The organism is Lentzea flava (assembly GCF_014648475.1).
Classification (GTDB): domain Bacteria; phylum Actinomycetota; class Actinomycetes; order Mycobacteriales; family Pseudonocardiaceae; genus Lentzea; species Lentzea flava.
In genome coordinates, this window is record NZ_BMRE01000030.1 from 81,556 (window position 1) to 104,737 (window position 23,182).

24 protein-coding genes are annotated in these 23,182 nt (G+C 69.5%); 14 read left to right on the forward strand and 10 right to left on the reverse strand.

Going from position 1 to position 23,182, the window contains the following annotated elements:
• Window positions 1-158: 158 nt before the first annotated feature.
• Entirely contained in the window at window positions 159-1,055 is an 897-nt protein-coding gene (locus tag IEZ09_RS28690; protein ID WP_229813038.1) for an aminoglycoside phosphotransferase family protein, read from the reverse strand.
• Between the two features lie 44 nt (window positions 1,056-1,099).
• On the reverse strand, window positions 1,100-1,552 hold the full coding sequence (locus tag IEZ09_RS28695) for a winged helix-turn-helix domain-containing protein (protein ID WP_189256899.1): 453 nt from the start codon (window positions 1,550-1,552) through the stop codon (window positions 1,100-1,102).
• 214 nt (window positions 1,553-1,766) lie between these two features.
• Between IEZ09_RS28695 and IEZ09_RS28700 the strand changes: the two genes are divergently transcribed.
• The 6 genes from IEZ09_RS28700 to IEZ09_RS28725 are packed head-to-tail and all read left to right on the forward strand — an operon-like array spanning window position 1,767 to window position 6,199.
• The gene (locus IEZ09_RS28700) at window positions 1,767-2,762 is read left to right on the forward strand and encodes a DUF6745 domain-containing protein (protein ID WP_189256900.1); all 996 of its coding nucleotides are present in this window, start codon (window positions 1,767-1,769) and stop codon (window positions 2,760-2,762) included.
• Between the two features lie 8 nt (window positions 2,763-2,770).
• Window positions 2,771-3,163, forward strand: a complete 393-nt coding sequence (locus IEZ09_RS28705; protein WP_189256901.1) for a DUF8820 family protein — start codon at window positions 2,771-2,773, stop codon at window positions 3,161-3,163.
• A gap of 43 nt (window positions 3,164-3,206) precedes the next feature.
• Window positions 3,207-3,593 (forward strand): MerR family transcriptional regulator, encoded by a 387-nt coding sequence (locus IEZ09_RS28710; RefSeq protein ID WP_189256902.1) that lies wholly within the window; start codon window positions 3,207-3,209, stop codon window positions 3,591-3,593.
• Entirely contained in the window at window positions 3,584-3,892 is a 309-nt protein-coding gene (gene trxA / locus IEZ09_RS28715) for a thioredoxin (RefSeq protein WP_189256903.1), read from the forward strand. Before IEZ09_RS28710 ends, trxA begins: the two co-directional genes overlap by 10 nt.
• A gap of 18 nt (window positions 3,893-3,910) precedes the next feature.
• The gene (locus tag IEZ09_RS28720) at window positions 3,911-5,494 is read left to right on the forward strand and encodes a Na+/H+ antiporter (RefSeq protein ID WP_189256904.1); all 1,584 of its coding nucleotides are present in this window, start codon (window positions 3,911-3,913) and stop codon (window positions 5,492-5,494) included.
• Window positions 5,495-5,509: 15 nt separating this feature from the next.
• Window positions 5,510-6,199 (forward strand): nucleoside/nucleotide kinase family protein, encoded by a 690-nt coding sequence (locus IEZ09_RS28725; RefSeq protein WP_189256905.1) that lies wholly within the window; start codon window positions 5,510-5,512, stop codon window positions 6,197-6,199.
• On the opposite strand, the gene IEZ09_RS28730 is transcribed toward IEZ09_RS28725, so the two are convergent.
• Window positions 6,171-6,896, reverse strand: coding sequence for a TetR/AcrR family transcriptional regulator (locus IEZ09_RS28730; protein ID WP_229813039.1), 726 nt, complete (start codon window positions 6,894-6,896; stop codon window positions 6,171-6,173). The genes IEZ09_RS28725 and IEZ09_RS28730 overlap by 29 nt on opposite strands.
• A 99-nt stretch (window positions 6,897-6,995) precedes the next feature.
• On the opposite strand from IEZ09_RS28730, the gene IEZ09_RS28735 reads away from it, so the two are divergent.
• Complete coding sequence (locus tag IEZ09_RS28735) at window positions 6,996-8,783, forward strand: MFS transporter (RefSeq protein ID WP_189256907.1); 1,788 nt, start codon at window positions 6,996-6,998, stop codon at window positions 8,781-8,783.
• A 40-nt stretch (window positions 8,784-8,823) separates the two neighbouring features.
• Here IEZ09_RS28735 and IEZ09_RS28740 read toward each other — a convergent pair whose 3' ends face one another.
• From IEZ09_RS28740 to IEZ09_RS28750, 3 genes are read right to left on the reverse strand one after another with little or no spacing between them, the layout of a single operon-like run.
• Window positions 8,824-10,365: an FHA domain-containing protein gene (locus tag IEZ09_RS28740; protein ID WP_189256908.1), complete on the reverse strand. Its 1,542-nt coding sequence runs from the start codon at window positions 10,363-10,365 to the stop codon at window positions 8,824-8,826.
• A 58-nt stretch (window positions 10,366-10,423) separates the two neighbouring features.
• The gene (locus IEZ09_RS28745) at window positions 10,424-10,597 is read right to left on the reverse strand and encodes a DUF397 domain-containing protein (protein ID WP_189256909.1); all 174 of its coding nucleotides are present in this window, start codon (window positions 10,595-10,597) and stop codon (window positions 10,424-10,426) included.
• A complete protein-coding gene (locus IEZ09_RS28750) occupies window positions 10,572-11,420 on the reverse strand; it encodes a helix-turn-helix domain-containing protein (RefSeq protein WP_268247653.1) in 849 nt (282 codons plus the stop codon). Before IEZ09_RS28750 ends, IEZ09_RS28745 begins: the two co-directional genes overlap by 26 nt.
• 131 nt (window positions 11,421-11,551) lie before the next feature.
• Between IEZ09_RS28750 and IEZ09_RS28755 the strand changes: the two genes are divergently transcribed.
• The 6 genes from IEZ09_RS28755 to IEZ09_RS28780 are packed head-to-tail and all read left to right on the forward strand — an operon-like array spanning window position 11,552 to window position 16,889.
• Window positions 11,552-12,607 carry an efflux RND transporter periplasmic adaptor subunit gene (locus IEZ09_RS28755; RefSeq protein WP_189256911.1) on the forward strand — a complete coding sequence of 352 codons (1,056 nt, stop codon included), beginning with the start codon at window positions 11,552-11,554 and terminating at the stop codon, window positions 12,605-12,607.
• Complete coding sequence (locus IEZ09_RS28760; RefSeq protein ID WP_189256912.1) at window positions 12,604-13,284, forward strand: ABC transporter ATP-binding protein; 681 nt, start codon at window positions 12,604-12,606, stop codon at window positions 13,282-13,284. The genes IEZ09_RS28755 and IEZ09_RS28760 overlap by 4 nt, the downstream gene beginning before the upstream one ends.
• Window positions 13,281-14,471, forward strand: coding sequence for an ABC transporter permease (locus IEZ09_RS28765; RefSeq protein ID WP_189256913.1), 1,191 nt, complete (start codon window positions 13,281-13,283; stop codon window positions 14,469-14,471). The genes IEZ09_RS28760 and IEZ09_RS28765 overlap by 4 nt, the downstream gene beginning before the upstream one ends.
• An 11-nt stretch (window positions 14,472-14,482) precedes the next feature.
• Complete coding sequence (locus IEZ09_RS28770) at window positions 14,483-14,938, forward strand: hypothetical protein (protein ID WP_189256914.1); 456 nt, start codon at window positions 14,483-14,485, stop codon at window positions 14,936-14,938.
• Window positions 14,938-15,630, forward strand: coding sequence for a response regulator transcription factor (locus IEZ09_RS28775; protein WP_189256915.1), 693 nt, complete (start codon window positions 14,938-14,940; stop codon window positions 15,628-15,630). Before IEZ09_RS28770 ends, IEZ09_RS28775 begins: the two co-directional genes overlap by 1 nt.
• Entirely contained in the window at window positions 15,627-16,889 is a 1,263-nt protein-coding gene (locus IEZ09_RS28780) for a sensor histidine kinase (RefSeq protein WP_189256916.1), read from the forward strand. The genes IEZ09_RS28775 and IEZ09_RS28780 overlap by 4 nt, the downstream gene beginning before the upstream one ends.
• Here IEZ09_RS28780 and IEZ09_RS28785 read toward each other — a convergent pair.
• The 4 genes from IEZ09_RS28785 to IEZ09_RS28800 form a co-directional block, all read right to left on the reverse strand.
• Entirely contained in the window at window positions 16,873-17,970 is a 1,098-nt protein-coding gene (locus IEZ09_RS28785; protein ID WP_189256917.1) for an FAD-dependent oxidoreductase, read from the reverse strand. The two genes, IEZ09_RS28780 and IEZ09_RS28785, sit on opposite strands and share 17 nt — an antisense overlap.
• A gap of 72 nt (window positions 17,971-18,042) precedes the next feature.
• Window positions 18,043-19,185, reverse strand: coding sequence for a galactonate dehydratase (gene dgoD, locus IEZ09_RS28790; protein ID WP_189256918.1), 1,143 nt, complete (start codon window positions 19,183-19,185; stop codon window positions 18,043-18,045).
• On the reverse strand, window positions 19,182-19,862 hold the full coding sequence (locus tag IEZ09_RS28795) for an SDR family NAD(P)-dependent oxidoreductase (RefSeq protein ID WP_189256919.1): 681 nt from the start codon (window positions 19,860-19,862) through the stop codon (window positions 19,182-19,184). Before IEZ09_RS28795 ends, dgoD begins: the two co-directional genes overlap by 4 nt.
• A 10-nt stretch (window positions 19,863-19,872) precedes the next feature.
• Window positions 19,873-21,882, reverse strand: a complete 2,010-nt coding sequence (locus tag IEZ09_RS28800) for a DUF8189 domain-containing protein (protein ID WP_189256920.1) — start codon at window positions 21,880-21,882, stop codon at window positions 19,873-19,875.
• A gap of 73 nt (window positions 21,883-21,955) precedes the next feature.
• Here IEZ09_RS28800 and IEZ09_RS28805 point away from each other — a divergent pair, with 73 nt between their 5' ends.
• Window positions 21,956-22,555 carry a bifunctional 4-hydroxy-2-oxoglutarate aldolase/2-dehydro-3-deoxy-phosphogluconate aldolase gene (locus tag IEZ09_RS28805; protein WP_189256921.1) on the forward strand — a complete coding sequence of 200 codons (600 nt, stop codon included), beginning with the start codon at window positions 21,956-21,958 and terminating at the stop codon, window positions 22,553-22,555.
• Window positions 22,556-23,182: the final 627 nt, after the last annotated feature.

The following is a 23,182-nucleotide window of genomic DNA, read 5'->3' on the forward strand; positions in this document are numbered from 1 at the left end:
GAATGGCGGGGAGCATTACGCCGGTTCGCGGATGGCGCGGCGTGCTATGGCATACGCGGCACGGGTTTGATGGCGGCACCGGCCTCCGTCGCCTTCGTCGCGCCGGTGATCGGGGCGTCCTGGAGGCGCGGCACGAATTCATCGAACGGAAACCTCCCCTACCGTTCCGCCAGCAGCTGGTTGAGCGTGTGTCGGCAGATGTCCGCGAACACCGGGTTGGTGTCGCGGTAGTACGGCAGGCCGATCACCGCGAGGTGCAGCGCCCAGCCACGGGCCCGCGCCCAGGTGGCGTCGTCGAAGCTCAGCTCACGCCGGAACGCGCGCCTGCCCTTCTCGTCGAGGAACAACCACGCGGGCATCAGATCGCCCGCCGGGTCGCCGACACCGGCACAGCCCCAGTCGACCACCCCGGTCAGCTCGCCGTCGGTGAACAGCAGGTTGCCCCCGTGCAGGTCCGCGTGCAGCCAGCGGCCGGGCCCGTCCCAGCGCGGTGCGTCGAGCGCCTCCTGCCACACCTCGACGAGCCTGCGATCGCCGCCGAGCTCGGCGATGCACTCGCGCACCTGGTCGTCGTCCCTCTCCTGGTGTGCGTGCCCCCGGTGCGGGGCCCGCTGCTCCCCGTTCACCTCGATGCCCTGCAGGGCGTGGATCAGCTCCGCCAAGCGGACCGGGGTGTCTGCTCGCACCGCGTCGACTGTCGCGGTGTCGCCGGTCAGCCAGCGCACGACCGACCAGGGAAACGAGTAGTTCTCGGTGGGCTCGCCCAGTGCGAGCGGTTCCGGGACGGCGACCGGGAGGTGCGGGGCGAGCGTCGGCAACATCACGGCGTCGCGGCCGGCCTGGTGCTTCGCCCGGTCGATGCGCGGCAACCGCACCGCAAGCTCGTCGCCGAGGCGGTAGATCGCGTGGTCGGTGCCGCCGTGCGCGACCTTCGTGATCTGGAGTCCGTGCCAGCGCGGGAACTGCGTGCGGATCAGTTCGTCCACAAGGGACACATCCGTCGCGATCTCGCCCACGTGCATCGACCACTCCCCCACGATCCGGTGTCGTCGCATGCAACACCGAGCGTGGAAGTGGGTGCAACTGCTTTAAAGCGCGCTCACCCGGCTCGTCGGTCGGCGAGCCGCACCACGTTCGGCGAGCGGTCGACCCGCACCCGGCCGGTCGAGGCGACCAGGTAACCGACGCCGCGCACGGTCTGGATCACGTCGGCCGCGTCGCCGAGCTTCTGCCGCACGCGCCGCACGTGCACGTCGACCGTGCGGGCGCCGCTGTAGTTGTCGTTGACTCCCCACACGGCCGCGAGCAGCTCACGGCGGCGGTGCACCCGGTCGGGATGCGCGCAGAGGTGCAGCAGCAGCTCGAACTCCAGCCTGGTGAGCTCGACGGGCTCGTCCCGCAGCAGCACCTGCCGCGTGTCGGGCAGGATCCGGACGTCCGCTTCGTCGACCGCCGCTTCCGCCGCGTGCACCAGGCCCACGTCCTTGAGCGCGCCGAGCAGCCGCACCGCGGTCTCCTCGTCCTCGGTGTCGATGGTGATGCTCACCCGCATGGCAACCCGCCTCCTCGTCCGGTCTGTCCTTTGAGGACACCGTCACGACCGCACGGTTCACGTTATGGACGACCCGAGCGCGCGAGCAAGGTCGTCCACGTGCTGAACAACTGTCGGACACCGAGGTGATCCGGATTCGTGCTTGCGCTCCCGGCCGCTCTGGTGCCACGATCTTGCGCATGTCGACTCGAAAGGGCGTGCGCGCCCTCGCGCTGTGAGCGCACCGGGCGGGCTCGAGGCCCGCTCTTCCCGGCTCCGCGACGACTGGTTCGCCCACGCGCTGAGCACCGCACCCGCTGATCGTCCCGCGGCCGAAGAGGCCGTGGCGCGGCTCTACGCGACCACGGGCAGGCCGCCGCCGGAGTTCATCTGGGTGCGTTCTCCGGCTGAAGCCGCGGAAGTGTTGCCGCACAACCAGATGTTCCGTTACAGCGACGACGTGCGGACCGTCGAGGTGCAGATCGCGACGCACGTCTCCGGCCTGAGGCACCGGCACCGCGGCGAATGGCAGGGCGCCGCGAGCAGGTTGCGCCGCAGCGTCCGGGAAAGCCTGGTACCGGCGGTGAACTCCACGATGCCGCGATCGCCGGGCCTCGGCTGGGCTGGGCAGCACGACGCCGACTGGCTGGCACGGCTCGACGTGCGCTGCGGCCCCGCCGACCTGGCACTGCTCGAGGTGTGGAAGACCCTCACCAGGTCGACCGGCTGGTGGTGGCCGCGCGAGGGCGTCTGCGTCATGGCCGACCGCCCGGTCGCCGTGCACGTCGACGCGAACTCGTTGCTGCACAACGACAACGGCCCCGCTCTCGCGTTCTCCGACGGCAGCCACGCCTACGCCTGGCACGGCCGGACCGTGCCCAGGTGGGTGATCGAGGAGCCCGACGTCGTCCGCATCATGACCGAGCCCGACGTGGAAGTGCGCCTCTGCGCGGCCGAACACCTCGGCTGGGAGCGGTACGTCGCCGAGGTCGGTCCGCCTTTGATCGCGACCGCGCCCGATCCCGGCAATCCCGGCTTCGACCTGCGGCTCTACGACCTGTGGGACCGCGTCAACCTGCTGCTGGTCGTGAACGGCTCGGTCGAGCGCGACGGCAGCCGGCGCCGGTACGGACTGAACATCCCGCGGTGGTACCGCGATCCCGTCGACGCCGCGGCCTGGACCTACGGGCTGCGCGCCGACCAGTACGCCCAACTCCAACGACGCACGTAAAAGACACCATGAATCTTGCTGAACTCGTCGACCGCACCAGGGTCGACGCGCTCGACCACCTCGAGCGCGAGTCCACCATCCCCGTCGTCGACGGCCTGCAGGCCCAGGGCGACCTGATCGTCATCCCGTTCTCGATGGTCCCCGAGCCGCCGGACCAGAACGGCGGGCGCTGGGTGCCTGCGGAGGGCGTGCACCTCGTGGCGGGGGTGAACGGCCGCAACCCGCACGTCCTCGTCGCCGATCCGGGCACCTGCCGGTGGTCGGAGCACAGGGACAACACCGTCGTCGAGAACACCGCACCCGTCTACCTGCTGCATCCCGAGCACGGCGGCACCGGCATCGCACCGGGCCGGTGGCTGATCCGGCGGCAGTGGTCCGCGAGCGGACTGGTCGCGGACTGAAATGGTTGCCTTGACGTGAGCGTCAAGGTTTAGCGTTCGGTCCATGAGGATCGGCGAACTGGCCAAGCGAGCCGGCACCACCACGCGTGCGCTGCGCTTCTACGAGTCCCAGGGACTGCTGGAGGCGCAGCGCACGTCCAACGGCTACCGCGAGTACGACGAGCACGACCTGCGGCTGGTGCAGGAGATCCAGTCGCTGCAGGCGGTCGGGCTGTCACTCGAGGACACCAGGCCGTTCGTGGCGTGCCTGCGCGCGGGGCACGAGTCCGGCGACTCGTGCCCTGACTCGCGCGAGGTCTACCGGCGCAAGCTCGCCGAGGTGGACGCGTGCCTGGAGCGGCTCCAGACAGTCCGGGAGTTCCTGCTGGCCAGACTCGCCTTCCAAGATCCGTGCCTCGTGCCCGAACCCAAGGAGTTCCTGTGCAGCTGACCGACGCCACGTTCGCGGAGAAGACGCGGACCGGCACCGTGCTCGTCGAGTTCTGGGCGCAGTGGTGCGGACCGTGCCACATGCTCTCGCCCGTGCTCGACGAGATCGACCGCGAGCGCGACGACCTCACGGTTCTGAAGATCAACGCGGACGAGAACACCGCCACCGCACGCGACTACCAGGTCATGTCGCTGCCGACGATGCTGCTGTTCCGCGACGGCGTGCCGATCCGGCAGATCGTGGGAGCGCGACCCAAGTCGCGGTTGCTCGCCGAATTGGATGACGCGTTGAGCGCCTGAGCCGCCTATGTTGAGCGCATGCTCGGTCTCGAACTCGTAGTGGTGCTGGGCGTGTGCATCCTGGCGAGCAGTGTCGCGTCAGGACGGTTGCGCCTCGCCGCCCCGGTGCTGCTCGTCGTGTGCGGCGCGCTGCTCGGCTTCGTGCCCACCCTGGAGTCGGTCAGCCTGCCGCCCGAGGCGATGCTGCTGATCTTCCTCCCGGCCCTGCTGTACTGGGAGAGCCTCAACACCTCACTGCGGGAGATCCGCAGCAACCTGCGGCCGATCGTGCTGCTCAGCACGTTGCTGGTGCTCGCGACCGCCGCCGCGGTCGCCGCGGTCGCCCACGCGCTCGGCCTCGACTGGGGCCCCGCGTGGGTGCTCGGCGCGGCCCTCGCGCCCACCGACGCGACCGCCGTCTCGGCCATCGCCCGCGGCATGCCGCGCCGCACCACCACGATCCTGCGCGCCGAGTCGCTGATCAACGACGGCACCGCGCTCGTGATCTACGCGATCGCGGTGGCCATCACGACCGGTGAGCAGCAGTTCAGCACCGGTCTGGTCGGCCTGCGGCTGCTGCTGTCGTACGCGGGCGGCGCGGCGGCCGGCCTGGCGATCGCGTGGCTCGCCGTCCAGGTGCGCAGGCGCCTCGACAACCCGGTGCACGAGACCACCGTCAGCATCCTCACGCCGTTCACCGCGTTCCTGCTGGCCGAGCTGGTGCACGGCTCCGGCGTGATCGCGGTCGTGACGTGCGGCCTGACGCTGGCACGCGTCGGCCCGCGCATCGTGCGCGCCGACACCCGCCAGGTGACCACGGCGTTCTGGGGCATTGCGACGTTCGTGCTCAACGGCGCCCTGTTCGTCCTGATCGGACTCCAGGCCAACAGCGCGGTCCGTTCGCTCGACGGCTCGCAGATCTGGAAGTCCTTCGGCGCGATCGGGCTCGTCGCCCTGACCGTGGCGGGCACCCGTTTGCTGTGGAGCTACACGACTCCGTACATCATCCGCGCGATCGACCGCCGCCCCCAGCAACGGCTCCGGCGGATGGGTGCGCGGCAACGGCTGGTGTCGTCCGCCGCCGGGTTCCGCGGCGCGGTGTCGCTGGCGGCCGCGCTGGCGGTGCCGGAGACGGTGGTGGGCGGCGGACCGTTCCCGTTCCGCGAGGAGATCATCCTCATCACGTCCGGCGTGGTCGTGCTGACGCTGATCGTGCAGTCGCTGATGCTGCCGTCGATCCTGCGGTTCTCCCAGCTGCCGGAGGACACGGCGGTGGAGGAGGAACTCCGGCTGGCCCAGACGACCGCGTCCGAGGAGGCCTACGAGGCCCTGCCGCGCCTCGCCGACAAGGTGGGCGTGTCGGACGTCGTCTACAAGCGCGTGCTCGCCGAGTACGAACATCACCTGGAGGTCACGCGGGCCAAGGAGTCCGGTGACCTGGAGGTGGTGCAGTCCGAGGTCGAGTACAACGCGCTGCGGCTGGAGCTGATCGCGCACAAGCGGGAGACGGTGGTGCGGCTGCGCGACGAGCAGGCCATCGACGACATCGTGCTTCGGGCGGTGCAGCGCAAGCTCGACATCGAGGAGGTGCGGCTCTCGCGGCGGGAGATCGAGGAGGACTGACATAGAGTCGGTCTCATGATCACTCCACGGGACCGCGTGCTGGGCAGGATCGCCGACCACCTCGTCGCTCAGGTTTCCGGCCACACGCTGCGGGTGGCCGTCGACGGGATCACGGCGGCGGGCAAGACGACACTGGCCCGTGAGCTGACGGCGGCGGTTTCCGCACGTGGCCGCGTGGCAGCGCACCTGTCGATGGACGGGTTCCACAACCCGCGTGCTGTGCGGCACCGGCAGGGCCGGGACTCGGCGGACGGCTACTACGCCGACGCCTACGACTTCGCGTCGTTCCGGCGCCTGGTGCTGGACCCGCTCGGACCCGGCGGCAGCGGGAAGTACCGGGAGCGGATCATCGATCTGGCCTCGGACACCCCGATCGACGAGCCGCCGGTCGAGGCGCCGGAGGTGCTGGTGGTCGACGGCAGCTTCCTGCAGCGGGACCTGGTGTGGGACGAGGTGGTGTTCGTCGACACTCCGTTCGAGGTGGCGCGGGAGCGCGGGACGCGCAGGGACACGGAGTTGCTCGGCGGGCTGGAGCAGGCTCGGCGTGCCTTCGACCTGCGGTATCACGCGGCCAGCAGGCGGTACCTCGACGAGGTCGATCCAGCGGCGCGCGCGACCGTCGTGCTCGGCAACGAGGACGTCGCGAACCCGGTGTTGCGGCGGATCGGCGGCGTGATCACTTCGGGCGGCCCGCCGGTGGCGTGAGTCCCAGTGTCACGGTCAGGTCGAGCAACTCGGCGCGGTACAGCTTCGCCGGATCTCGCACCTGCGGCCGGAGGTGGCCGTAGACCTCCAACGCCACGAGGCCGTGCATGCGGCCCCACACGCGCATGGCGAGCGCGACAGCCGCCGGCGGCAGATCGGGAAACGATTCCCTGATCAGCGCGGCGAAGCCCGGCTCGAAGTCGGACCACTCGTAGTCCGCGTGCGGCACCAGCCGCTGGGCCTGGGGCCACGCGGCGGCGACCAGGCCGGTGAGGACCGCGCACGCACGGTGTTCCGCGTCTGCCGCGGCACCACCTTCCGGCGCCTGATATCCGGGAACCGGGTCGCCGTAGATGAGCTGGAACTCTTCGGGGTGCCCGATCGCCCAGGCCCGGAACGCCTCACCGACGGCCAGCACCCTGCCGACGGGGTCTTCCTCCGGCACGGCGTCGCGGGCTGCCTCCTCCGCGTCGGCGAGCGAGGAGTACACCTCGGCGATCAGCGCGTTGACCAGGTCGTCGCGCGTGGCGTAGTAGCCGTAGAGAGCGCCGGCGGTCATGCCCATCTCGCGGGCGATCGCCCGCAGGGAGATGGCGGCCGGGCCGCCTTCGGTCATGAGTCTCAGCGCGATCGCCTTGATCTCCGCGCTGGCTTCCGCGCGCAGTCGCTCTCGTCTGCTGGGCGCCCGAACTTCCACGCTTGACACTCTACAGTGCTCGGCTACTATTCGCCGTGCTGTTACTGAACGCCGTGTAGTAAATCTCTGCCGTGTAGAGCGGCTCGGAGGATCCATTCGATGAACACCTCAGTCGCCCGTGCCGTTCGGCGGCGTGGGCTCGCTATCGCGTTGCTGGCGTTCGCACAGTTCGTGGTCGCGCTCGACTACAACGTCGTCTACGTCGCCTTACCGGACATCGGCCGTGCGCTTGGATTCACTCCGCAGTCACTGCAGTGGGTCGTGAGCGCGTACGCCGTGGGGTTCGGCGGGTTCCTGCTCTTCGGCGGCCGGGTCGCCGACCGGTTCGGCGCGCGGCGCACGTTCGTTCTCGGGCTCGTCCTCTTCGGTTTCGCGTGCCTCGCCGGAGGTTTCGCGGGCAGTGCGGAAGCGCTGGTGATCGCACGCGGCGTTCAGGGCTTCGGGGCCGCGTTGCTCACCCCGGCGACGCTCACTCTGATCAACACGAGTTTCGCGGAAGGCGCCGAACGCAACCGCGCGCTGTCGGTGTGGGGCGCTGCCGGAAGCGGCGGGCTCGCCGCTGGTGCGTTGCTGGGTGGCGTGATCACCAACGCCCTGGGCTGGCAGTGGGTGTTCTTCCTGCTGGCGCCAATCGCTCTGGGCGCGGCAGCCGCGGCACGCCCGGTGCTCGCTCCCGGTGCCGCTCGCACGGCCACGCGCGGCGGGTTCGACGTCGCCGGCGCGGTCCTGGCCACGGCAGGTTCCTCACTGCTGGTCCTCGGGCTGGTCAGCGGGCCGGAGGCAGGCTGGGCCTCCCTGCGCGGTGGCGGGGCGTTGATCATCGGACTGCTGCTGCTCGCCGTGTTCGTGGTGGTGGAGTGGCGCACCGGCGATCCCCTGGTCCCGCTGCGCCTGTTCGGCAACCGCAGCCTGGTCATCGCGATCGGCGTGATCCTCGTTTTCCAGAGCGCACTGGGCGGGGCGTACTACCTGTTCACCACCTACCTGCAGGACGTGCTCGGTTACAACGCCCTGCAGGCCGGTCTGGCGTTCGTGCCGCTGACCCTCGTCTCGATGGCGGCGTCGCTGAAGCTGACCGGAACCCTGCTCGGCCGGTGGGGCGTACGCGCCACCCTGTTCGCCGGCATGGTCGTCAACGGCGCCGGCATGGTCTTGCTCGCCGCGGGCATGGCTGTCGACGCCCCGTTCTGGACGGTCCTCGCCGGTCTGCTCGTCTGGGGGCTCGGCGGCGGCCTGACCTTCCCGGCGATGTTCGTCGCCGCGGCCTCCGGGGTCGCGCCGGAAGAGCAGGGTGTCGCATCCGCGCTCGCGACCACCTCCCAGCAGATCGGCGGCGCCATCGGTCTCGCCGTGCTCGTCGCCGTCGCGAACGCAGGCCTTGATCTCCACTCCGGTGCCGCGTCGGCACCGACCGCCGTGGTGGAAGGACTTCGCGCGGCGCTCGTGGCCGGCGGCATCGCCTCACTGGCCGGCGGCCTCGTCGCGTTCCTGCTCAAACCCCCAGCCGACAACTCCCGACCCGACATCGACGAAGGAGACCCATCAGTGAACACCGACCAGCTCGTGCAGAAGTACTTCGAGGCGTGGAACGACTTCGACGGCGATCAGCGCGGAGCCACGATCGAAGCGATCTTCACCGAAGACGCCGACGTGATCGACCCAGACTGGACGGCGGAGGGCAGGGACGCGGTCGCCAGGGCGATCGGCCAGTCGCGGGAGAAGCTGGGTGATCTCGCTCTCGGCCTCACCCAGGTGATCAACGCGCACAACAACGTGGTCCTGTACTCGTGGCACCTCGGTGAGCAGGCCGCACCTGTGGCCACCGGGTACGGTGTCCTCACTCTCGAAGACGACCGCATCCGCCAGGCCTGCAACTTCTTCGGCTAGCAGGCCGCGTCGTGGTGGACGGCGCTGTCCACCACGACCGCTAGCTGACCAGGGACAAACCACGGCGAACAGGTTCCGGCGTGACGGTCTGGGCCATCGGGACCACCACTTCCTCGCCGCCGATCTCCCGCGTGATCCACGGCCCGGACTCCGCCATGACCTTCAACGTGCGCACGTCCAGGGCGTTGATCCGCCCGTAGTACCACTCGTCGGTGGCGAGCGATCCCATCCGGCCCGCCAACCGCTTCTTGATCTCCAGCACCCGCTCGAACAGCGTCCGGACGAGGGCCGCGCGGTCGAACGGGCCCTGCAGGCCCTCGCGGATGCGGTCCTCGATGCCGCGCGGCACGCCCTCGGAGTCCGGCATCAGCATGGTGGTCCAGGCGCGGGACTTCTCGCGGTACTGCAGCTGTTGCATGATGCCCTCGTGCTGGGCGAAGTCGGCGGCGCGGAAAGGCTTGCCGCGCCAGCGCTTCTGCAGGTTCACGGCAAGTGAGAGCGCGCTCTTCAGGCCCGTGTTCAGGCCTCGGCCCGGCCAGAAGTGCAGCGAGTTGGCGGCGTCGCCCAGCAGGAAGCCGAAGGTCGACGGGCCGAGCTGGGCCGTGAACTTCGACATCTGCTGCATGCCGAGGGTGAACGAGGTGATGCCCACGACGTCCGCCGCGCCGACGCCGAAGAAGCGCAGGCCGTCGAGAATTCGGGGCCACAGGTAGGAAAGCTTGTCGACGGACGGCTTGAAGACGGCGCGGTGGCGGTCGCAGACGAAGCGGCCGTCGGCAGGGCGCATCGTGCAGCCGAACTTGCCGATGCACGCTACCGGGCCGTTCTCGCCCAGCGCGACGATCTCGGAGGCTTCCTCGGCCGTCAGGCGCATGTTGATGAAGCCGCCGCCGAGCGAGTTGAAGAGGAACCTGTTCTGGGCCACGGTCAACGGCACGGTGTGCTCGTCGGGGACCTTCGCCGTGACGCGGATGCCGAGCACTCGCTCGTCCAGCGGGGAACCGTCCACGGAGAACAGTTCGCGGCTCGGCGTGCCGAAGTGGGCCGAGAGGGAGGCGCGGGTGGCGGAACGGGCGCCGTCGGCGATCGCCAGCACGTGCAGGCCGTCCCAGCGGTCGGGCTTGGTGTAGGCGGCCGGGATCACCTCGATGCCGTAGACGTCCTGGGCCAGGTCCAGCAGGGCGTCCTCGATCCAGCGGATCTTGATGTTGCGCGGGCGGCCCTTCGACTCGGGCGAGTCCGGGCCGAGCGGCCACATCTCCGAGAACTTGCCCGGCACGAAAAGCCGTTGCTGCACAGCGGAAGGCAGCGCGGACCACACGTTGCTCTGCAGCGTCACGACCTGCTCGCGGCGGTTGTTGCCCTCGGCGGCGCCGCGCCACACGACTCGGTTGCCGCGGCGCATCCAGCGGCGGTCGTACACGCGCAGCGCGACCTGGTCGCCCAGCAACGACTTCAGGGTGCACGCGAACGCGAGACCGACAGGACCACCGCCCGCGACGTCGACCCGCAGCGGGGTGGTCTGGCGCAACCGCAGCACCTGACCACCCTGGCGCGGCAGCAACAGCGTCTTCTGGTCCATCACCCGTCCCCCTCGATCATGTTCGACGGCGGGAACACGTAGCGAGACGGGTGACGGTTCAACGATTTTCGAGGAAGTTCTTCCAGGCAGCAGAAGAGAAGGTCAGAACGCCTCCGGAGGGGTTCTTCGAGTCGCGAACGAGCGCGTCGTGGGCCAGTGACACCTCGACGCAGTTGTCGTCCTCGGTCGCGCCGCTGTAGCTGCTCTTACGCCAAGCGCGGTCCTGGATCATTGAGTTCCTCTCGCGGTCGGCCGACGTACTCCGCCAGCTTGCTCCGCGATTGTTCCTCATCCAAGGCGACCTCGCCCAAACGGTCGAACAGCAGCCTGATCCGAGCGATGGCGCCAGGGTCCTGCACGAACAGCTTCGCCAGGTCGGTGGAGGTGAAGGCGATCGGCCTCTCCTTCTCGTACTCCCACAGCACGCACCCGGTGGCCACCAAGGGCGCGTCCGCGGGCACGATCCTGACCAGGTGCGTGTTGAACAGCAGGCGCGCGTACTGGTCTTCCATGATCCGGCTGTCGCCCACCTGGGTCTGCAACGCGTGCTCATGGATGTAGAACAAGCAAGTCGGCCGGTTGTGTCGGCGCAGGATCGACTGGCGGTCCATCCGGAACTGGACGACGGCCGGGATGCGCTCCTCCGGGATGAACCCGCCCATCCGGTAGAGAGCGTCGGCGTACTCCGGGGTCTGGATGAGGCCGGGGACGGCCTGCGGGTCGTAGCTGACGATCGACTTGGCGGTGGACTCGGCTCGGGCGAGCGTGCGGAGGTTGTCCGACACCTGCACGATGTACTCGTCGAAGGCGTTGCGCCACTTGCGTTTGAAGTCCTCGAAGAAGTCGATGTCCTTGCCGCACATCGTCAGGTACTGCACGAGGTCGATCTCGCTGGCGCGGTACTTGCCGTGCTCGATCGTCGAGACCTTGCTGGGGTCCCAGCCCAGCCGGATGGCGAGTGCGTTGCCGGTCAGGCCGGTGCACGTCTCTCGCAAGCGGCGCAGTTCATCGCCCAAGTCCCGGCTGTATGCGGTGGATGGAGTAGTCGTGGCCATGCCATCGACGCTAAGGCTTGCTCTTTGAGCACGAACCTGCTCATTCGGGTGAAAACGGAATGCCCGATCATCAGGAAACTGCCAGGAAACTCGCAGCCTGTCTACAGCTGAAGCGGCAACGATCCGCTGTCATGACTCGACGTCGCAGATCCTTGTTGATCAACGGACTGCTGGTGGTGGTGCTCCTCGGTGCCGGTGTGGCCGGCTACCTGGTGTTCTTCGGCTCCTCCGGCAACGCCCAGACCACCGCCGCACGCACGGCGGCCGCCGCGAACCGCGACGTCAGCGAGGTGGTCACGGCGTCGGGCACGGTGCAGAGCTCGTTCAGCGCCGCGGCGTCGTTCGGCACGAGCGGCACGGTCACCGAGGTCAACGTCAAGGTCGGCGACGTCGTCACGAAGGGTCAGCAGCTCGCCAAGCTCGATCCGACGCAGGCGCAGCTGCAGGTCGACATCGCGCAGGGCAACCTCGACACGGCGGCGCTGAAGGGCACGGCCACCACGGCGTACCGGCAGGCCGAGCTCGCGCTCAAGCAGGCGCAGGACGCGCTCGCCGCCACCACGCTGACGGCGCCCGGTGACGGCACGATCACCTCCGTCACCGGTTCGGTCGGGCAGAAGGTCGGCGGCAACGCCACGTCCGGGTTCGTCGTCGTCACCGACCTGAAGAACCTGGTGCTGCACGCGAACGTCTCCGAGTCCGACGTCAGCAAGCTCAAGGCCGACCAGGCCGCGACCGTCACCGTCAACGCCATGGCCACGCAGCCGATCCAGGCCAAGGTCGCGCAGGTCGACCTCACCCCCACCACGTCGAACAACGTCGTCCAGTACGGCGTGACGCTCACCCTCACCGATCCGCCCGCCGGGTTGCGGCCGGGTCAGTCCGCGAGCGTCGAGATCACGATCAGCCAGGCGTCGAACGTGCTCGCCGTGCCCGCGGCCGCCGTGCAGACGGTGAACAACCAGAGCACGGTCCAGGTGCTGGAGAACGGCGCCGAGACCCGCAAGACCGTCGAGGTCGGGGTGCGCGGCGACCAGTACGTGGAGATCAAGTCTGGGCTGACGGCGGGCGAGGAGGTCGTGCTGCCACCGGTGACCACGTCGACCAACACGAACCGCCAGCCGCAGCAAGGAAACTTCCCCGGCACCGGCACCGGGAACCGCAACGGTGGCGGGTTCGGCCGATGAGCCCGGTCATCGAGGTCAGGAACCTCCGCAAGACCTACGGCGCCGGCGACACGGCCGTGCACGCCCTCAGAGGCCTCGACCTCACCGTCGAGAAGGGCGAGTACATCGCGATCATGGGAGCGTCCGGGTCGGGCAAGTCGACGTTGCTCAACATCCTGGGCTGCCTCGACATCCCGACCTCGGGCACGTACCTGCTGGACGGCATCGACACGAGCGACTTCGACGAGGAGCAGCTGTCGCTGCTGCGCAACCGCAAGATCGGGTTCGTGTTCCAGTCGTTCAACCTGGTGCCGCGAACCACGGCGCTCGCGAACGTGGAACTCCCGCTGGTGTACGCGGGCGTGAGGCGTGCCCAACGGCGTGAACGCGCGTTGGCGGCGCTCGATCTCGTTGGCTTGAAAGACCGCACGCACCACCGGCCGAACGAACTGTCCGGCGGCCAGCAACAACGCGTCGCCATCGCCCGCGCGCTCGTCACGTCGCCCGCGATCGTGCTGGCCGACGAGCCGACCGGAAACCTCGACACCGACTCCAGCCGCGAGGTGCTGGCGATCCTGGACCGCCTGCACGCCAGCGGGCGCACGGTCGTGTTGATCACGCACGAGGACGAGGTCGCCGCCCACGCCATGCGCACGGTCCGCGTGGTCGACGGCAGGGTCGCGGGGGTGCTGGTGTGAGACTGTTCGACATCGCCGCGTTCGCCGTGCGCGGGCTGACGGCCAACAAGATGCGGTCCGGGCTCACCACGCTGGGCATCCTGATCGGTGTCGCGTCGGTGATCCTGCTGATCGCGGTGGGCAACGGCGCGTCGAGCGCGGTGCAGCAGAGCATCGCCGGGCTCGGCACCAACATCCTGACGATCAGCCCGCAGCGCGCCCAGCCGGGCAGCCCGGTCAAGCCGCTGACCACGGCGGACGCGGCGGCGCTGGTCGGCCCCGACTCCCCCGACGTCAAGTACGCGTCGCCGGTCGTGTCCGCGCAGGCGACCGCGGGCTACGGCGGCACCAGCTACGCGATCAGCCAGTTCATCGGGACCGATCCGCGTTACTTCGAGACGACGAACAGCGGTGTCGCGCAGGGGAACCTGTTCTCCGACAACGACGTCCAGCAGGCGCGCAAGGTCGTGGTGATCGGTGCGACCGTGGCGACGCAGCTCTTCCCCGGTGTCGATCCGGTCGGGAAGTCCATGCTGGTCAACAACATCCCGTTCACGGTCGTCGGAGTGCTCGCGGCGAAGGGCTCCAGCGGGTTGCAGGACGCCGACGACATGGCCGTGGCACCGCTGACGACCACGCAGAACGCGTTGACCGGCTACGGCAGCCTCACCCAGATCGTCGTGCAGGCGCGGTCGGCCGACGCGTTGCCGAACGCGCAGGCCCAGGTGACGACGATCCTCAACGGACGGCACCGGATCAGCCAGACCGCGGACTACCGGATCCTCAGCCAGGATCAGCTGCTCACCGCGCGGACCGCGACGACGGAGACGTTCACCGTGCTGCTGGCGTCGGTGGCGGCGATCTCCTTGCTGGTGGGCGGAATCGGCATCACGAACATCATGCTGGTGACCGTCACCGAGCGGATCCGCGAGATCGGCATCCGCAAGGCCGTCGGCGCGCCTCGTTCGTCGATCCTCGGCCAGTTCCTGATCGAGGCGACGCTGCTGAGCCTGTTCGGCGGTGCGCTGGGCGTGGCCGCGGGGATGCTCGGCACCCAGTTCACCATCGCGGGCATCAAGCCCGTGCTCGTGCCGTCGTCGGTGCTGCTCGCGTTCGCGGTGTCGGCGTTGATCGGCCTGTTCTTCGGCAGCTACCCGGCCTCGCGCGCGGCGAAGCTCCGTCCCATCGAAGCCCTCAGGCACGAATAGGAGTCCGGCAAGTGACCGACCCACTGGAGAACGACCTCACCGCCGAGCTGAAGGAGCGCAAGGCGGGCGTCGGCAAGACCACGATCGTCCTGGGTGTCGCGGTGCTCGTCATCGTCGCGTTCGTCGGCGGGGTGTTCGTGCAGAAGTCCTTCGGTTCCACGCAGACCCCGACGCGCCAGAACGCCGCCGCCCGGCAGTTCAACGGAACCCCGCCGTCCGGGACGAACCGCGGCGGCCGGGGCACGATCGGCACCATCGACCACGTCGACGGCACCACGGTGTACGTGAAGACGCAGAACGGCGAGATCGTCAACGTGTCCACTTCGGACTCCACAAAGGTGCAGATCACCTCCGACGGCAAGCTGACCGACCTGAAGGCGGGCCAGCAGGTGGTCGTGCAGGGCCAGCAGGGCTCGGACGGCACGGTGACCGCGCAGACGCTGACCCAGCGGCCGCCCAACGGCTGATGCAGGATTCACGCGTGGAACGTGGCCGGTTGCTCGTCGTCGAGGACGAACCCAGCATCCGCGAGCTGCTGTGCGCGAGCCTGCGGTTCGCGGGGTTCGCCGTGTCCAGCGCGGCGACCGGCGGCGAGGCACTGCAGGCTGCCCGCACGGACCCGCCGGACCTGGTGCTGCTCGACGTGATGCTGCCCGACCGCGACGGGTTCGAGGTGGTGCGGCGGCTGCGGGGCGGTGGCGTGCGGGTGCCGGTGCTGTACCTGACGGCGCGCGACAGCCCGGACGACCGGGTCACCGGCCTGACGATCGGCGGCGACGGGTACATCACCAAGCCGTTCAGCCTGGAGGAGGTCATCGCCCGCGTCACCGCCGTGCTGCGCCGCACCCGGCCAGGCTCCGAGAGCGAGCAGCTGACCTGCGGCGATCTCTCGCTGGACGTGGAGAGCCACGTCGTGCGGCGCGGCACGCGGGTCGTGGAGCTGTCGCCGACCGAGTTCCGGCTGCTGCACTACCTAATGCGCAACAGCGGCCGGGTGCTGTCGAAGGCGCAGATCCTCGACCAGGTGTGGTCCCACGACTTCGACGGCGACGTCGGCGTGGTCGAGTCGTACATCTCGTACCTGCGGCGCAAGGTGGACGCCGTGGAGCCGCGGCTGATCCACACGGTGCGCGGCCTGGGCTACATGATTCGCCCATGACGTTGCGCGTGCGGCTCGTGGTCGTGCTCGTCGCCCTGGTGGCCGCGGGCCTGTTCGGCACGTGGCTGATCGGCTCGAAGGTGATGGAGAACTACCTGCTGGGCCAGCTCGACGCGCGGCTGGACCGGGCGGTGTCGACGCCGAGGACGTTCCCCCTGCGCGACAACATGCTGCTGCGCGACGCGCAGGGTGTTGTCGCGGGCACGCCGTTCGAGGGCCTGCCCGCGTACGGGACGCTGACGGCGGGCGAGCACGTCACGGTCGGCACGCACCGGGTCGTGATGCGGAAGTTCGACGACGTCGAGCTGGTCGCGGTGGCGGACCAGTCGGAGGTCGACAGGGCGGTCGGCGACCTGCGGGTGGCGTTCCTGCTGATCAGCCTCGGCGCGCTGATCCTGGTGGGGATGGCGGGCTATGCGCTGGTGCGGGCGTCCACGCGGGCGTTGGAGGAGGTCGAGCAGGTCGCGGGCGAGATCGCGGCCGGCGACCTCTCGCGGCGGGTGCCGGTGCGGCGGCCGGGCAGCGAGGTCGGGCGGCTGGCGTCGGCGCTGAACACGATGCTCGGGCAGATCGAGCAGGCGTTCGCGGTGCGGGTGAGCTCGGAGAACCGGATGCGCCAGTTCGTCGCTGATGCGTCGCATGAGCTGCGCACGCCGCTGACGTCGATTCGGGGCTATGCCGAGCTCTACCGGCAGGGTGCTGCTCCGGACGCCGGCGAGGTGTTACGGCGCATCGAGGACCAGGCCGCGCGGATGGGCGTGCTCGTCGAGGACCTGCTGCAGCTGGCCAGGCTCGACTCGGAACAGCCGCTGACACTGTCCACTGTGGACCTCGTCGTGCTGGTGACCGATGCGGTGCACGAGGCGCGGGTGCGGGATCCGCAACGCTCGGTGTCGCTGGACCTTCCCGGTGTGCCGGTGCTGGTCGACGGCGATGACGCGCGGGTGCGGCAGGTGCTGACGAACCTGCTGGACAACGCGTTGACGCACACGCCGGCCGGGTCGCCGATCGAGGTGCGGCTCACGCCGGACGTGATCGAGGTGGCCGATCACGGGCCGGGGATGGAGCCCGAGCAGGCCGCGCGGGTGTTCGAACGCTTCTACCGCGTGGATCCGGCGCGTGGACCCGGTGGTGCCGGGCTGGGGCTGGCGATCGTGGCGGCGCTGGTGGCGGCGCACGGCTGGCGGGTGGAGGTGGACACCGCGCCGGGTGAGGGCGCGGTGTTCCGGGTGCTGTTCGGCGTCAGTGAGCGTCCGTGAGCAGGTCGACCAGCTTCTCCGGCGGCTCGTCGCCGAACAGGCTCTCGGCGATGCCGTCGGTGTCCTCGACGGTCCGCACCGCCCGCACGATCATGGCCTCCTCGTACTCGGTCAGCGCGCGCTCGACGTCGTCGGGGTGCGCGGCGAGCGCCTTGGCGAGCTCGGCGCCGTCCAACATGGCCAGGTTGGCGCCTTCGCCGTTCGCCACCGTCAGGTGGGCGGCGTCGCCGAGGAGCGTCACGCCCGGCACCCGGTCCCAGCGCAGTCCGGACGGCAGCCGGAAGTGCGGCCGGAACACCGGAGTTGTGTCGGACTCGCTGATCAGCGCGGTCAGCTCGGGGGCCCAGCCCTCGAACTCCCGCACGACCTGTGCGGGGTCCGTGACGTCGATGCCGTCGAACCACTCCAGCGGCCGGGTGAACTCCACGTAGGCGTGCAGGGTGTCGCCGCGCTCGCGGTGGGCGAAGATCCCCTTGCCCTGGCCGGGAGCGAACATCGAACCGCCACCGACGGCCTTCGCGGCGGCGGGGTGCGCGGTGTCGGCGTGGTACAGGTAGGTCTCAACGAACGCCAGGCCCGCGTACTCGGGCTTGGCGCCGGTCAGCACCGCGCGGACCTTCGACCACGCGCCGTCCGCGCCGACCAGCAGCTCCGCCTTCACCGTGCTGCCGTTGGCGAACGTCACCTCACGGCCTTGGACGCTGATCACCTTGTGGCCCCATCGGACCGTGCCCGCGGGAAGTGAGTCGAGCAGCATCTGCCGCAGGTCGGCGCGCTGCACCTCGGGGCGCCCGCCGGTGCCGTCGTCGTTCTTCTCGAACAGGACCTCGCCCCGGGGGCTCAGCACCCGCAGCGCCTGGCGGCCTTCGAGGACCAGGCCGCGGAACTCGTCCATCAGCCCGGCGGCCTCGATCGCGAGCTGGCCGTTGTAGTCGTGGATGTCGAGCATTCCGCCCTGCGACCGCGCCGACGGTGACTCCTCCGCCTCGTAGACGACGGACGGGATGCCGTGGACGTGCAGGACGCGAGCGAGGGTGAGACCGCCGAGACCGGCACCGATGATCGTGACTGGAGTGTGCATGAGGCAACACTGGCGAGCTCCGCTGGCACCAGCCGCACACACCGCTGGTACGCGGCTGGCAGGCGCTGTCAGCTACCACTCGGCGAAGCTGCCGTCGTCGTGCCGCCAGATCGGGGACCGCCACGCGTGCCCGATCTCGGCGGCCCTGCGCACGGCGTCCTCGTCGACCTCCACGCCGAGGCCGGGCCCTGCCGGGCGCGCGAACCAGCCGTCCACCACCCGCACCGGCGCCATGTCCACCAGGTACGCCGGGTCGGTGCCGTGGTAGTGCATGCCCGCGCTCTGTTCCTGGATGAGGAAGTTCGGCGTGGTGAAGGCGACCTGCAACGACGCCGCCAGCGAGATCGGCCCGAGTGGACAGTGCGGCGCGATCGAGGCTCCGTAGATCTCGGCCAGCGACCCGATGCGCCGCAGCTCCGAGATGCCGCCGGCGTGCGACGGGTCGGGCTGCACGACCGCCACGCCCGCCTCCAGCACGGGTTTGAACTCCCAGCGCGAGTAGAGCCGCTCCCCCGTCGCGATCGGCACGGTCGACGCCTGCACCACCGACGCCAGAACCTCGGCCGGCAGCTCGGGCAGCACCGGTTCCTCCACGAACATCGGCTGCACCTCCTCGAGCATGCGCACCAGACGTCGTGCCATGGCAGGGGAAACGCGGCCGTGGAAGTCGATCGCGAGATCACCGTCCTGCCCCAGCGCCTCGCGGGCCTCGCGGGCGCGGTCCAGCACGGCGTGGGCGTCGGCGGGTGAGGCGATGGGCCGCATCTCGGGCGTGGCGTTCATCTTCACGGCGGTGAAGCCTGCGGAAACCTGCCGTGCCACCGCCTCGAAGATGCCGTCCGGACGGTCGCCGCCCACCCACGAGTAGGCGCGGACGCGGTCGCGGACCGGGCCGCCGAGCAGCTCGTGGACGGGCAGGCCGCGCGCTTTGCCGGCGATGTCCCACAACGCGTGGTCGTAGCCGGAGAGCGCCGACGACAGCACCGGGCCGCCCCGGTAGAAACCGCCGCGGCGCAGGACCTGCCAGAGGTCCTCCACGCGCAACGGGTCCTGGCCGATCACCAGCTCGGCGAGCTCGTGGACGGCCGCGCGGACCGTCTCGGCCCTGCCCTCGACCACCGGCTCACCCCAGCCGGTCACCCCCTCGTCCGTGTTCACCTTCAGGAACAACCAGCGGGGCTCGACCAGGAACGTCTCGACCGCCGTCACCTTCATGAACTGTCCTTCGCCGCGGACCAGCCGCCGTCGACCACGATCTCCGCACCCGTCACGAACGACGCCCCCGGAGACAACAGAAAACCGATCACCGAGGCCACCTCTGCCGGGTCGCCGAGTCGCCCGGCGGGGGTGGCTCGGGCACTGCGTTCCCGATCCTCCTGCGACACCCGGTCCCACGCCGCCGTCAGCACGGGACCTGGCAGCACCGCGTTGACCCTGACCTGCGGGGCGTACTCGACGGCGAGCTGGCGGGTGAGAGCCACCAGCCCGCCCTTCGAGGCCGCGTACGCGCCGTGGCCGGGGATGCCGAAGTGCGCGTGCACCGACGACACCAACACGACCGAGCCGTTGCGTTGCCGCAGTGACGGCAGACAGGCCAGGAGGCCGTGGAAGGCGCCGCCGAGGTTGACCGCCAGCTGGCGTTCCCACTCGGCGGGCGTGGTGCGGTCGAGCGGTGTGACGGTGACCGTGTAGGCGTTGCTCACCAACGCGTCCACGCCGCCGTCGCTCAGCTCGACCGCCCTCTGCCAGATCTCCGGGTCGCTGACGTCACCACGGACGGCGACGTCGCCCTCCAGGTCGATCCCGATCACCCGGTACCCGTTCTCGGTCAGGTGCTGTGCCGTCGCGGCACCGATTCCCGCTGCCGCACCCGACACCACCGCGCACTTCACGCACGTTCTCCTAGAGCCTCTGCCGGTAGACCTTGTTGTCCGGCCCGCGCACGACTGTCCACGCGGAACCGTCCGGTCCAGCAGTAGCACCGACGGCGCCGACGAGCGAGTTGCTCGGGAACTCACCACGCTTGAACCAGCCGCCCCACGCGCCGTCCGTGCGGTTGACCTGCCAGAGCGTGTAGTCACTGGCCCGCGCGAACAGGTAGATCCGGTCCTGGTACTCGACCATCGTCGGGCTGCCGGAGATCACGCCACCGAGTGACGTCCACTCGCCGCCGTCGACCGGGCGCACCCAGACGCTGTCGTCGGCGGTCCGGACGGCGACGTGCCCACCCGCCACGCTCGGCCGGCCGTAGATCGGGGCGTCACCGGGCGCGCCGAGCGAGGTCCAGCTGCCGTTGTACCGCCACACCCTGCCGTCGGAGCCGCGGGCGACGATCGTGCCGTCCTGCGCGACGCTCGGCGCGTCGGTCAGCTTGCCACCCAGCGACTTCCAGGTACCCCACCGTCCGTTGTGGAGCGTGCGCCGCCAGGCCCTGTTGTCGGTGCCGCGCACGGTGACCTCGACGTCGGAACCGACGGTGCGGACCGCGGGCTGGCCCAGGATCGCCTTGCCGAGGCCGGACCACCTGCCGTTGCTTTGCACCCGCAGCTCGCCACCGATCGTGCGGGCGAACACCAGTGCGCTGTCGCCGACGCGAGCGATCGCGGGTGACGCGGTGGCGTTGTCCCCGACCGCCTCGCCGGGCACGAGGTCCGTACCGCGCAGCCTGAACATCGCCGTGCCGTGCGGAGGAACCGTGACGGTGTACTTGTCGGTGGCGGTGCCGCGGTCGGCGCGTGCCCGCAGGTCGCGGACCTTGACCTCGCCCTTCAGTCCCGCGTCGGCGAAGTTCACCGTCATCTCGGCGGGGACGTCGCGGCGGTTCAGCAGCACGACCGAACGCTCTCCCTTGCGGGACAGGACTTTGCTGTACACGTCGGTGTCGCCCGTCGTGGCGACGCGCACGCCCTGGATCGCGAGCGGGTCCCGGTTCACCGCGAGGATCTCCGGGTTCTTCAGCGTGCTGATCATCGACGGCGGCAGCGTGCGCGGGTCGGAACCGATGATCAACGGCGAGGACATCTGCGCCCACATCACGAACTGCGACGTGGACTCCTCCTCGTTGAGCTCGTAGGCGCCCTGCTGCGTCCTGCGCATCGGGATCAGGTAGTCGGGGTCGTTGTAGTGCCCCGGCCCCTGCGCCTCGGGGTGGTAGGCGTTGCGATCCATGTTGCGCAGCACGTCACGCCAGATGCCCTCGTACGGCGTGCCGAACGCGACGTCCGTGCTGGTGCGCCACGAGTCCGCGTACAACGGCCCGAACGTGTACGAGATCCCCGCGACCTGGTCGGGCGCGTGCGGCACGCCCCACTCGTCGGTCACCGGGTTGCACAGGTTGAGGACCATCGGCCGCCCTGCCTTCTGCACGGCCCTGCTGAAGTCCGCGAACGCCTGCGCGGGCTTGAGGTTCGCGAAGATGCCGCACAGGAAGTCGATTTTGATCGCGTCGAACTCCCAGTCGGCGAACCTCTTCGCGTCCTTCTCGTAGTACCCGGCGCTGCCGGCGGCACAGTTCTTGCCGTCCGACGGCCCGGCGTCGGTGTAGATGCCGGCCTTGAGCCCCTTGGCGTGCAGGTCGTCGACCAGCTTGCCGAGACCGCTGGGGAACTTGGCGGGGTCCTCGACGAGATTCCCGTTGGCGTCGCGAGGAGTCGGCGCGTTCCAGCCGCCGTCGATCCACACGATGGTGTAGCCCGCGTCGCGCAGGCCGCTGCTCACCAGGAAGTCCGCGACACCGCGGATGTCCTTCTCGTTCGGCGCACCGAGGCCGAAGTACGTGTTCCACCCCATGTACGGGGTCCTGGCGACACCACTGTCGTAGTAAGTGGGCGCTCCCTGGTCGTCACCGGCGTAGGCGGGTGTCGTCACCAGGGACATCAAGGCGATGGCCAACGCGACTCTGCGGACGGACATGCGGTGAGCCTGCCCCTCGCCCGCCACGAGTGTCAAGAATAATTCCTAATTTATGTGTAGTAGGCTGACGCGCGTGAGCTACCGCTACGAGATCACCCAGGCAGTCGTGCGGCAGGGCATCATCGCGATCGTCCGCACCGGAGATGCGTCGTCTGCCGTCGCGGCCGCCGTTCCGCTGCTGGACGCCGGCCTGACGTCACTCGAGCTCCCGCTGACGAACCCTCAGGCGCTGGAGGCGATCGGGCACCTCAGGGGTGCGTATCCGGAGGCCGTGATCGGTGCGGGCTCGGTGCTGGACGAGGCTTCCGCGGTGGCTGCGGTGCGTGCCGGCGCGCAGTTCCTGGTGGCGCCCAACCTCTCGCTGTCCGTGATCCGGGCAGGGCATCGGTACGGGGCGGCGGTGCTGCCCGGTGCTGGGACCGTTACCGAGATCGTGCAGGCGATGGAGGCCGGGGCGGATGCGGTGAAGGTGTTTCCTGCGCCTACTACGCGGTGGGTCGAGGATGTGTTGGCCGTGCTGCCTCATGCGCCGTTGGTGCCTACCGGCGGGATTGCGCCTGGGGATGTTCCTGGATGGTTGGAGGCGGGGGCGGTGGCTTGTGGGGTCGGGTCGGCGCTTGGTCGTACGCCTCTTGCTGAGATCGAGGCGTTGGTGAGTGGTTCGCGGGGTTGACGAGCTTTGGTTGCGTCATCGCCGCTTCGCGACGATTGCGATTGGGGCTTGACTTCGGGGCCCTTGCGAGGCGCAGATCGGCCTTAAAAAGCCGGGCATAAGGAGCCCGGCCGATCCGAACACGGTAGCACCTCGCACCCAAAGTCAAGCCCCAATCGCTGGCGTGCGTGGTCGCTTTTGGGCGGTCGGGTTCCGGGAATTACCGCTTGAACAGCGTGGCATCAGGTGCTGTCCGGCTCGCTTCGCATCGCGGTTTCGAGATGCGCCTCGGCTTCGCTTGCTATTTGCCTTCGGCTTTGCCGATGCCACTGCTTTTTCCGATCCTCCCGATGCCGACGCTTCACCGGTGCCGTCGCCTCTGTCGGTGCCAGCGCGTCGTCGCTTTCATCGCGCTGGCGTGAGGCGTCGCCGATGCCTGACCGGATTTTTGGGCATGACTGTGCCACGGCCGTGGTGGTGCTGCACGGCCGTGGCGGTCGAGATGGTGAGGGGCCCTGGTCGGGGTCAGGCGGCGGTGTGGAGCTGGTTGCGTCTGGGTTTTCGCAGCGGATCCAGCCCAATGCCGCTAAGTTAACGATCTTGGATGTGGCCGTCTGAGGTCGTGAAGTGGTTGGCAGTACTGTGGAT

What these genes read in the sequence shown, in the direction of transcription:
- IEZ09_RS28690 (WP_229813038.1), bottom strand. Translation starts at nt 1,055, where the DNA reads ATGCGACGACACCGGATCGTGGGGGAGTGGTCGATGCACGTGGGCGAG.
- IEZ09_RS28695 (WP_189256899.1), bottom strand. Translation starts at nt 1,552, where the DNA reads ATGCGGGTGAGCATCACCATCGACACCGAGGACGAGGAGACCGCGGTG.
- IEZ09_RS28705 (WP_189256901.1), top strand. Translation starts at nt 2,771, where the DNA reads ATGAATCTTGCTGAACTCGTCGACCGCACCAGGGTCGACGCGCTCGAC.
- IEZ09_RS28710 (WP_189256902.1), top strand. Translation starts at nt 3,207, where the DNA reads ATGAGGATCGGCGAACTGGCCAAGCGAGCCGGCACCACCACGCGTGCG.
- IEZ09_RS28720 (WP_189256904.1), top strand. Translation starts at nt 3,911, where the DNA reads ATGCTCGGTCTCGAACTCGTAGTGGTGCTGGGCGTGTGCATCCTGGCG.
- IEZ09_RS28725 (WP_189256905.1), top strand. Translation starts at nt 5,510, where the DNA reads ATGATCACTCCACGGGACCGCGTGCTGGGCAGGATCGCCGACCACCTC.
- IEZ09_RS28735 (WP_189256907.1), top strand. Translation starts at nt 6,996, where the DNA reads ATGAACACCTCAGTCGCCCGTGCCGTTCGGCGGCGTGGGCTCGCTATC.
- IEZ09_RS28740 (WP_189256908.1), bottom strand. Translation starts at nt 10,365, where the DNA reads ATGGACCAGAAGACGCTGTTGCTGCCGCGCCAGGGTGGTCAGGTGCTG.
- IEZ09_RS28745 (WP_189256909.1), bottom strand. Translation starts at nt 10,597, where the DNA reads ATGATCCAGGACCGCGCTTGGCGTAAGAGCAGCTACAGCGGCGCGACC.
- IEZ09_RS28750 (WP_268247653.1), bottom strand. Translation starts at nt 11,420, where the DNA reads ATGGCCACGACTACTCCATCCACCGCATACAGCCGGGACTTGGGCGAT.
- IEZ09_RS28755 (WP_189256911.1), top strand. Translation starts at nt 11,552, where the DNA reads ATGACTCGACGTCGCAGATCCTTGTTGATCAACGGACTGCTGGTGGTG.
- IEZ09_RS28760 (WP_189256912.1), top strand. Translation starts at nt 12,604, where the DNA reads ATGAGCCCGGTCATCGAGGTCAGGAACCTCCGCAAGACCTACGGCGCC.
- IEZ09_RS28775 (WP_189256915.1), top strand. Translation starts at nt 14,938, where the DNA reads ATGCAGGATTCACGCGTGGAACGTGGCCGGTTGCTCGTCGTCGAGGAC.
- IEZ09_RS28780 (WP_189256916.1), top strand. Translation starts at nt 15,627, where the DNA reads ATGACGTTGCGCGTGCGGCTCGTGGTCGTGCTCGTCGCCCTGGTGGCC.
- IEZ09_RS28785 (WP_189256917.1), bottom strand. Translation starts at nt 17,970, where the DNA reads ATGCACACTCCAGTCACGATCATCGGTGCCGGTCTCGGCGGTCTCACC.
- dgoD (WP_189256918.1), bottom strand. Translation starts at nt 19,185, where the DNA reads ATGAAGGTGACGGCGGTCGAGACGTTCCTGGTCGAGCCCCGCTGGTTG.
- IEZ09_RS28800 (WP_189256920.1), bottom strand. Translation starts at nt 21,882, where the DNA reads ATGTCCGTCCGCAGAGTCGCGTTGGCCATCGCCTTGATGTCCCTGGTG.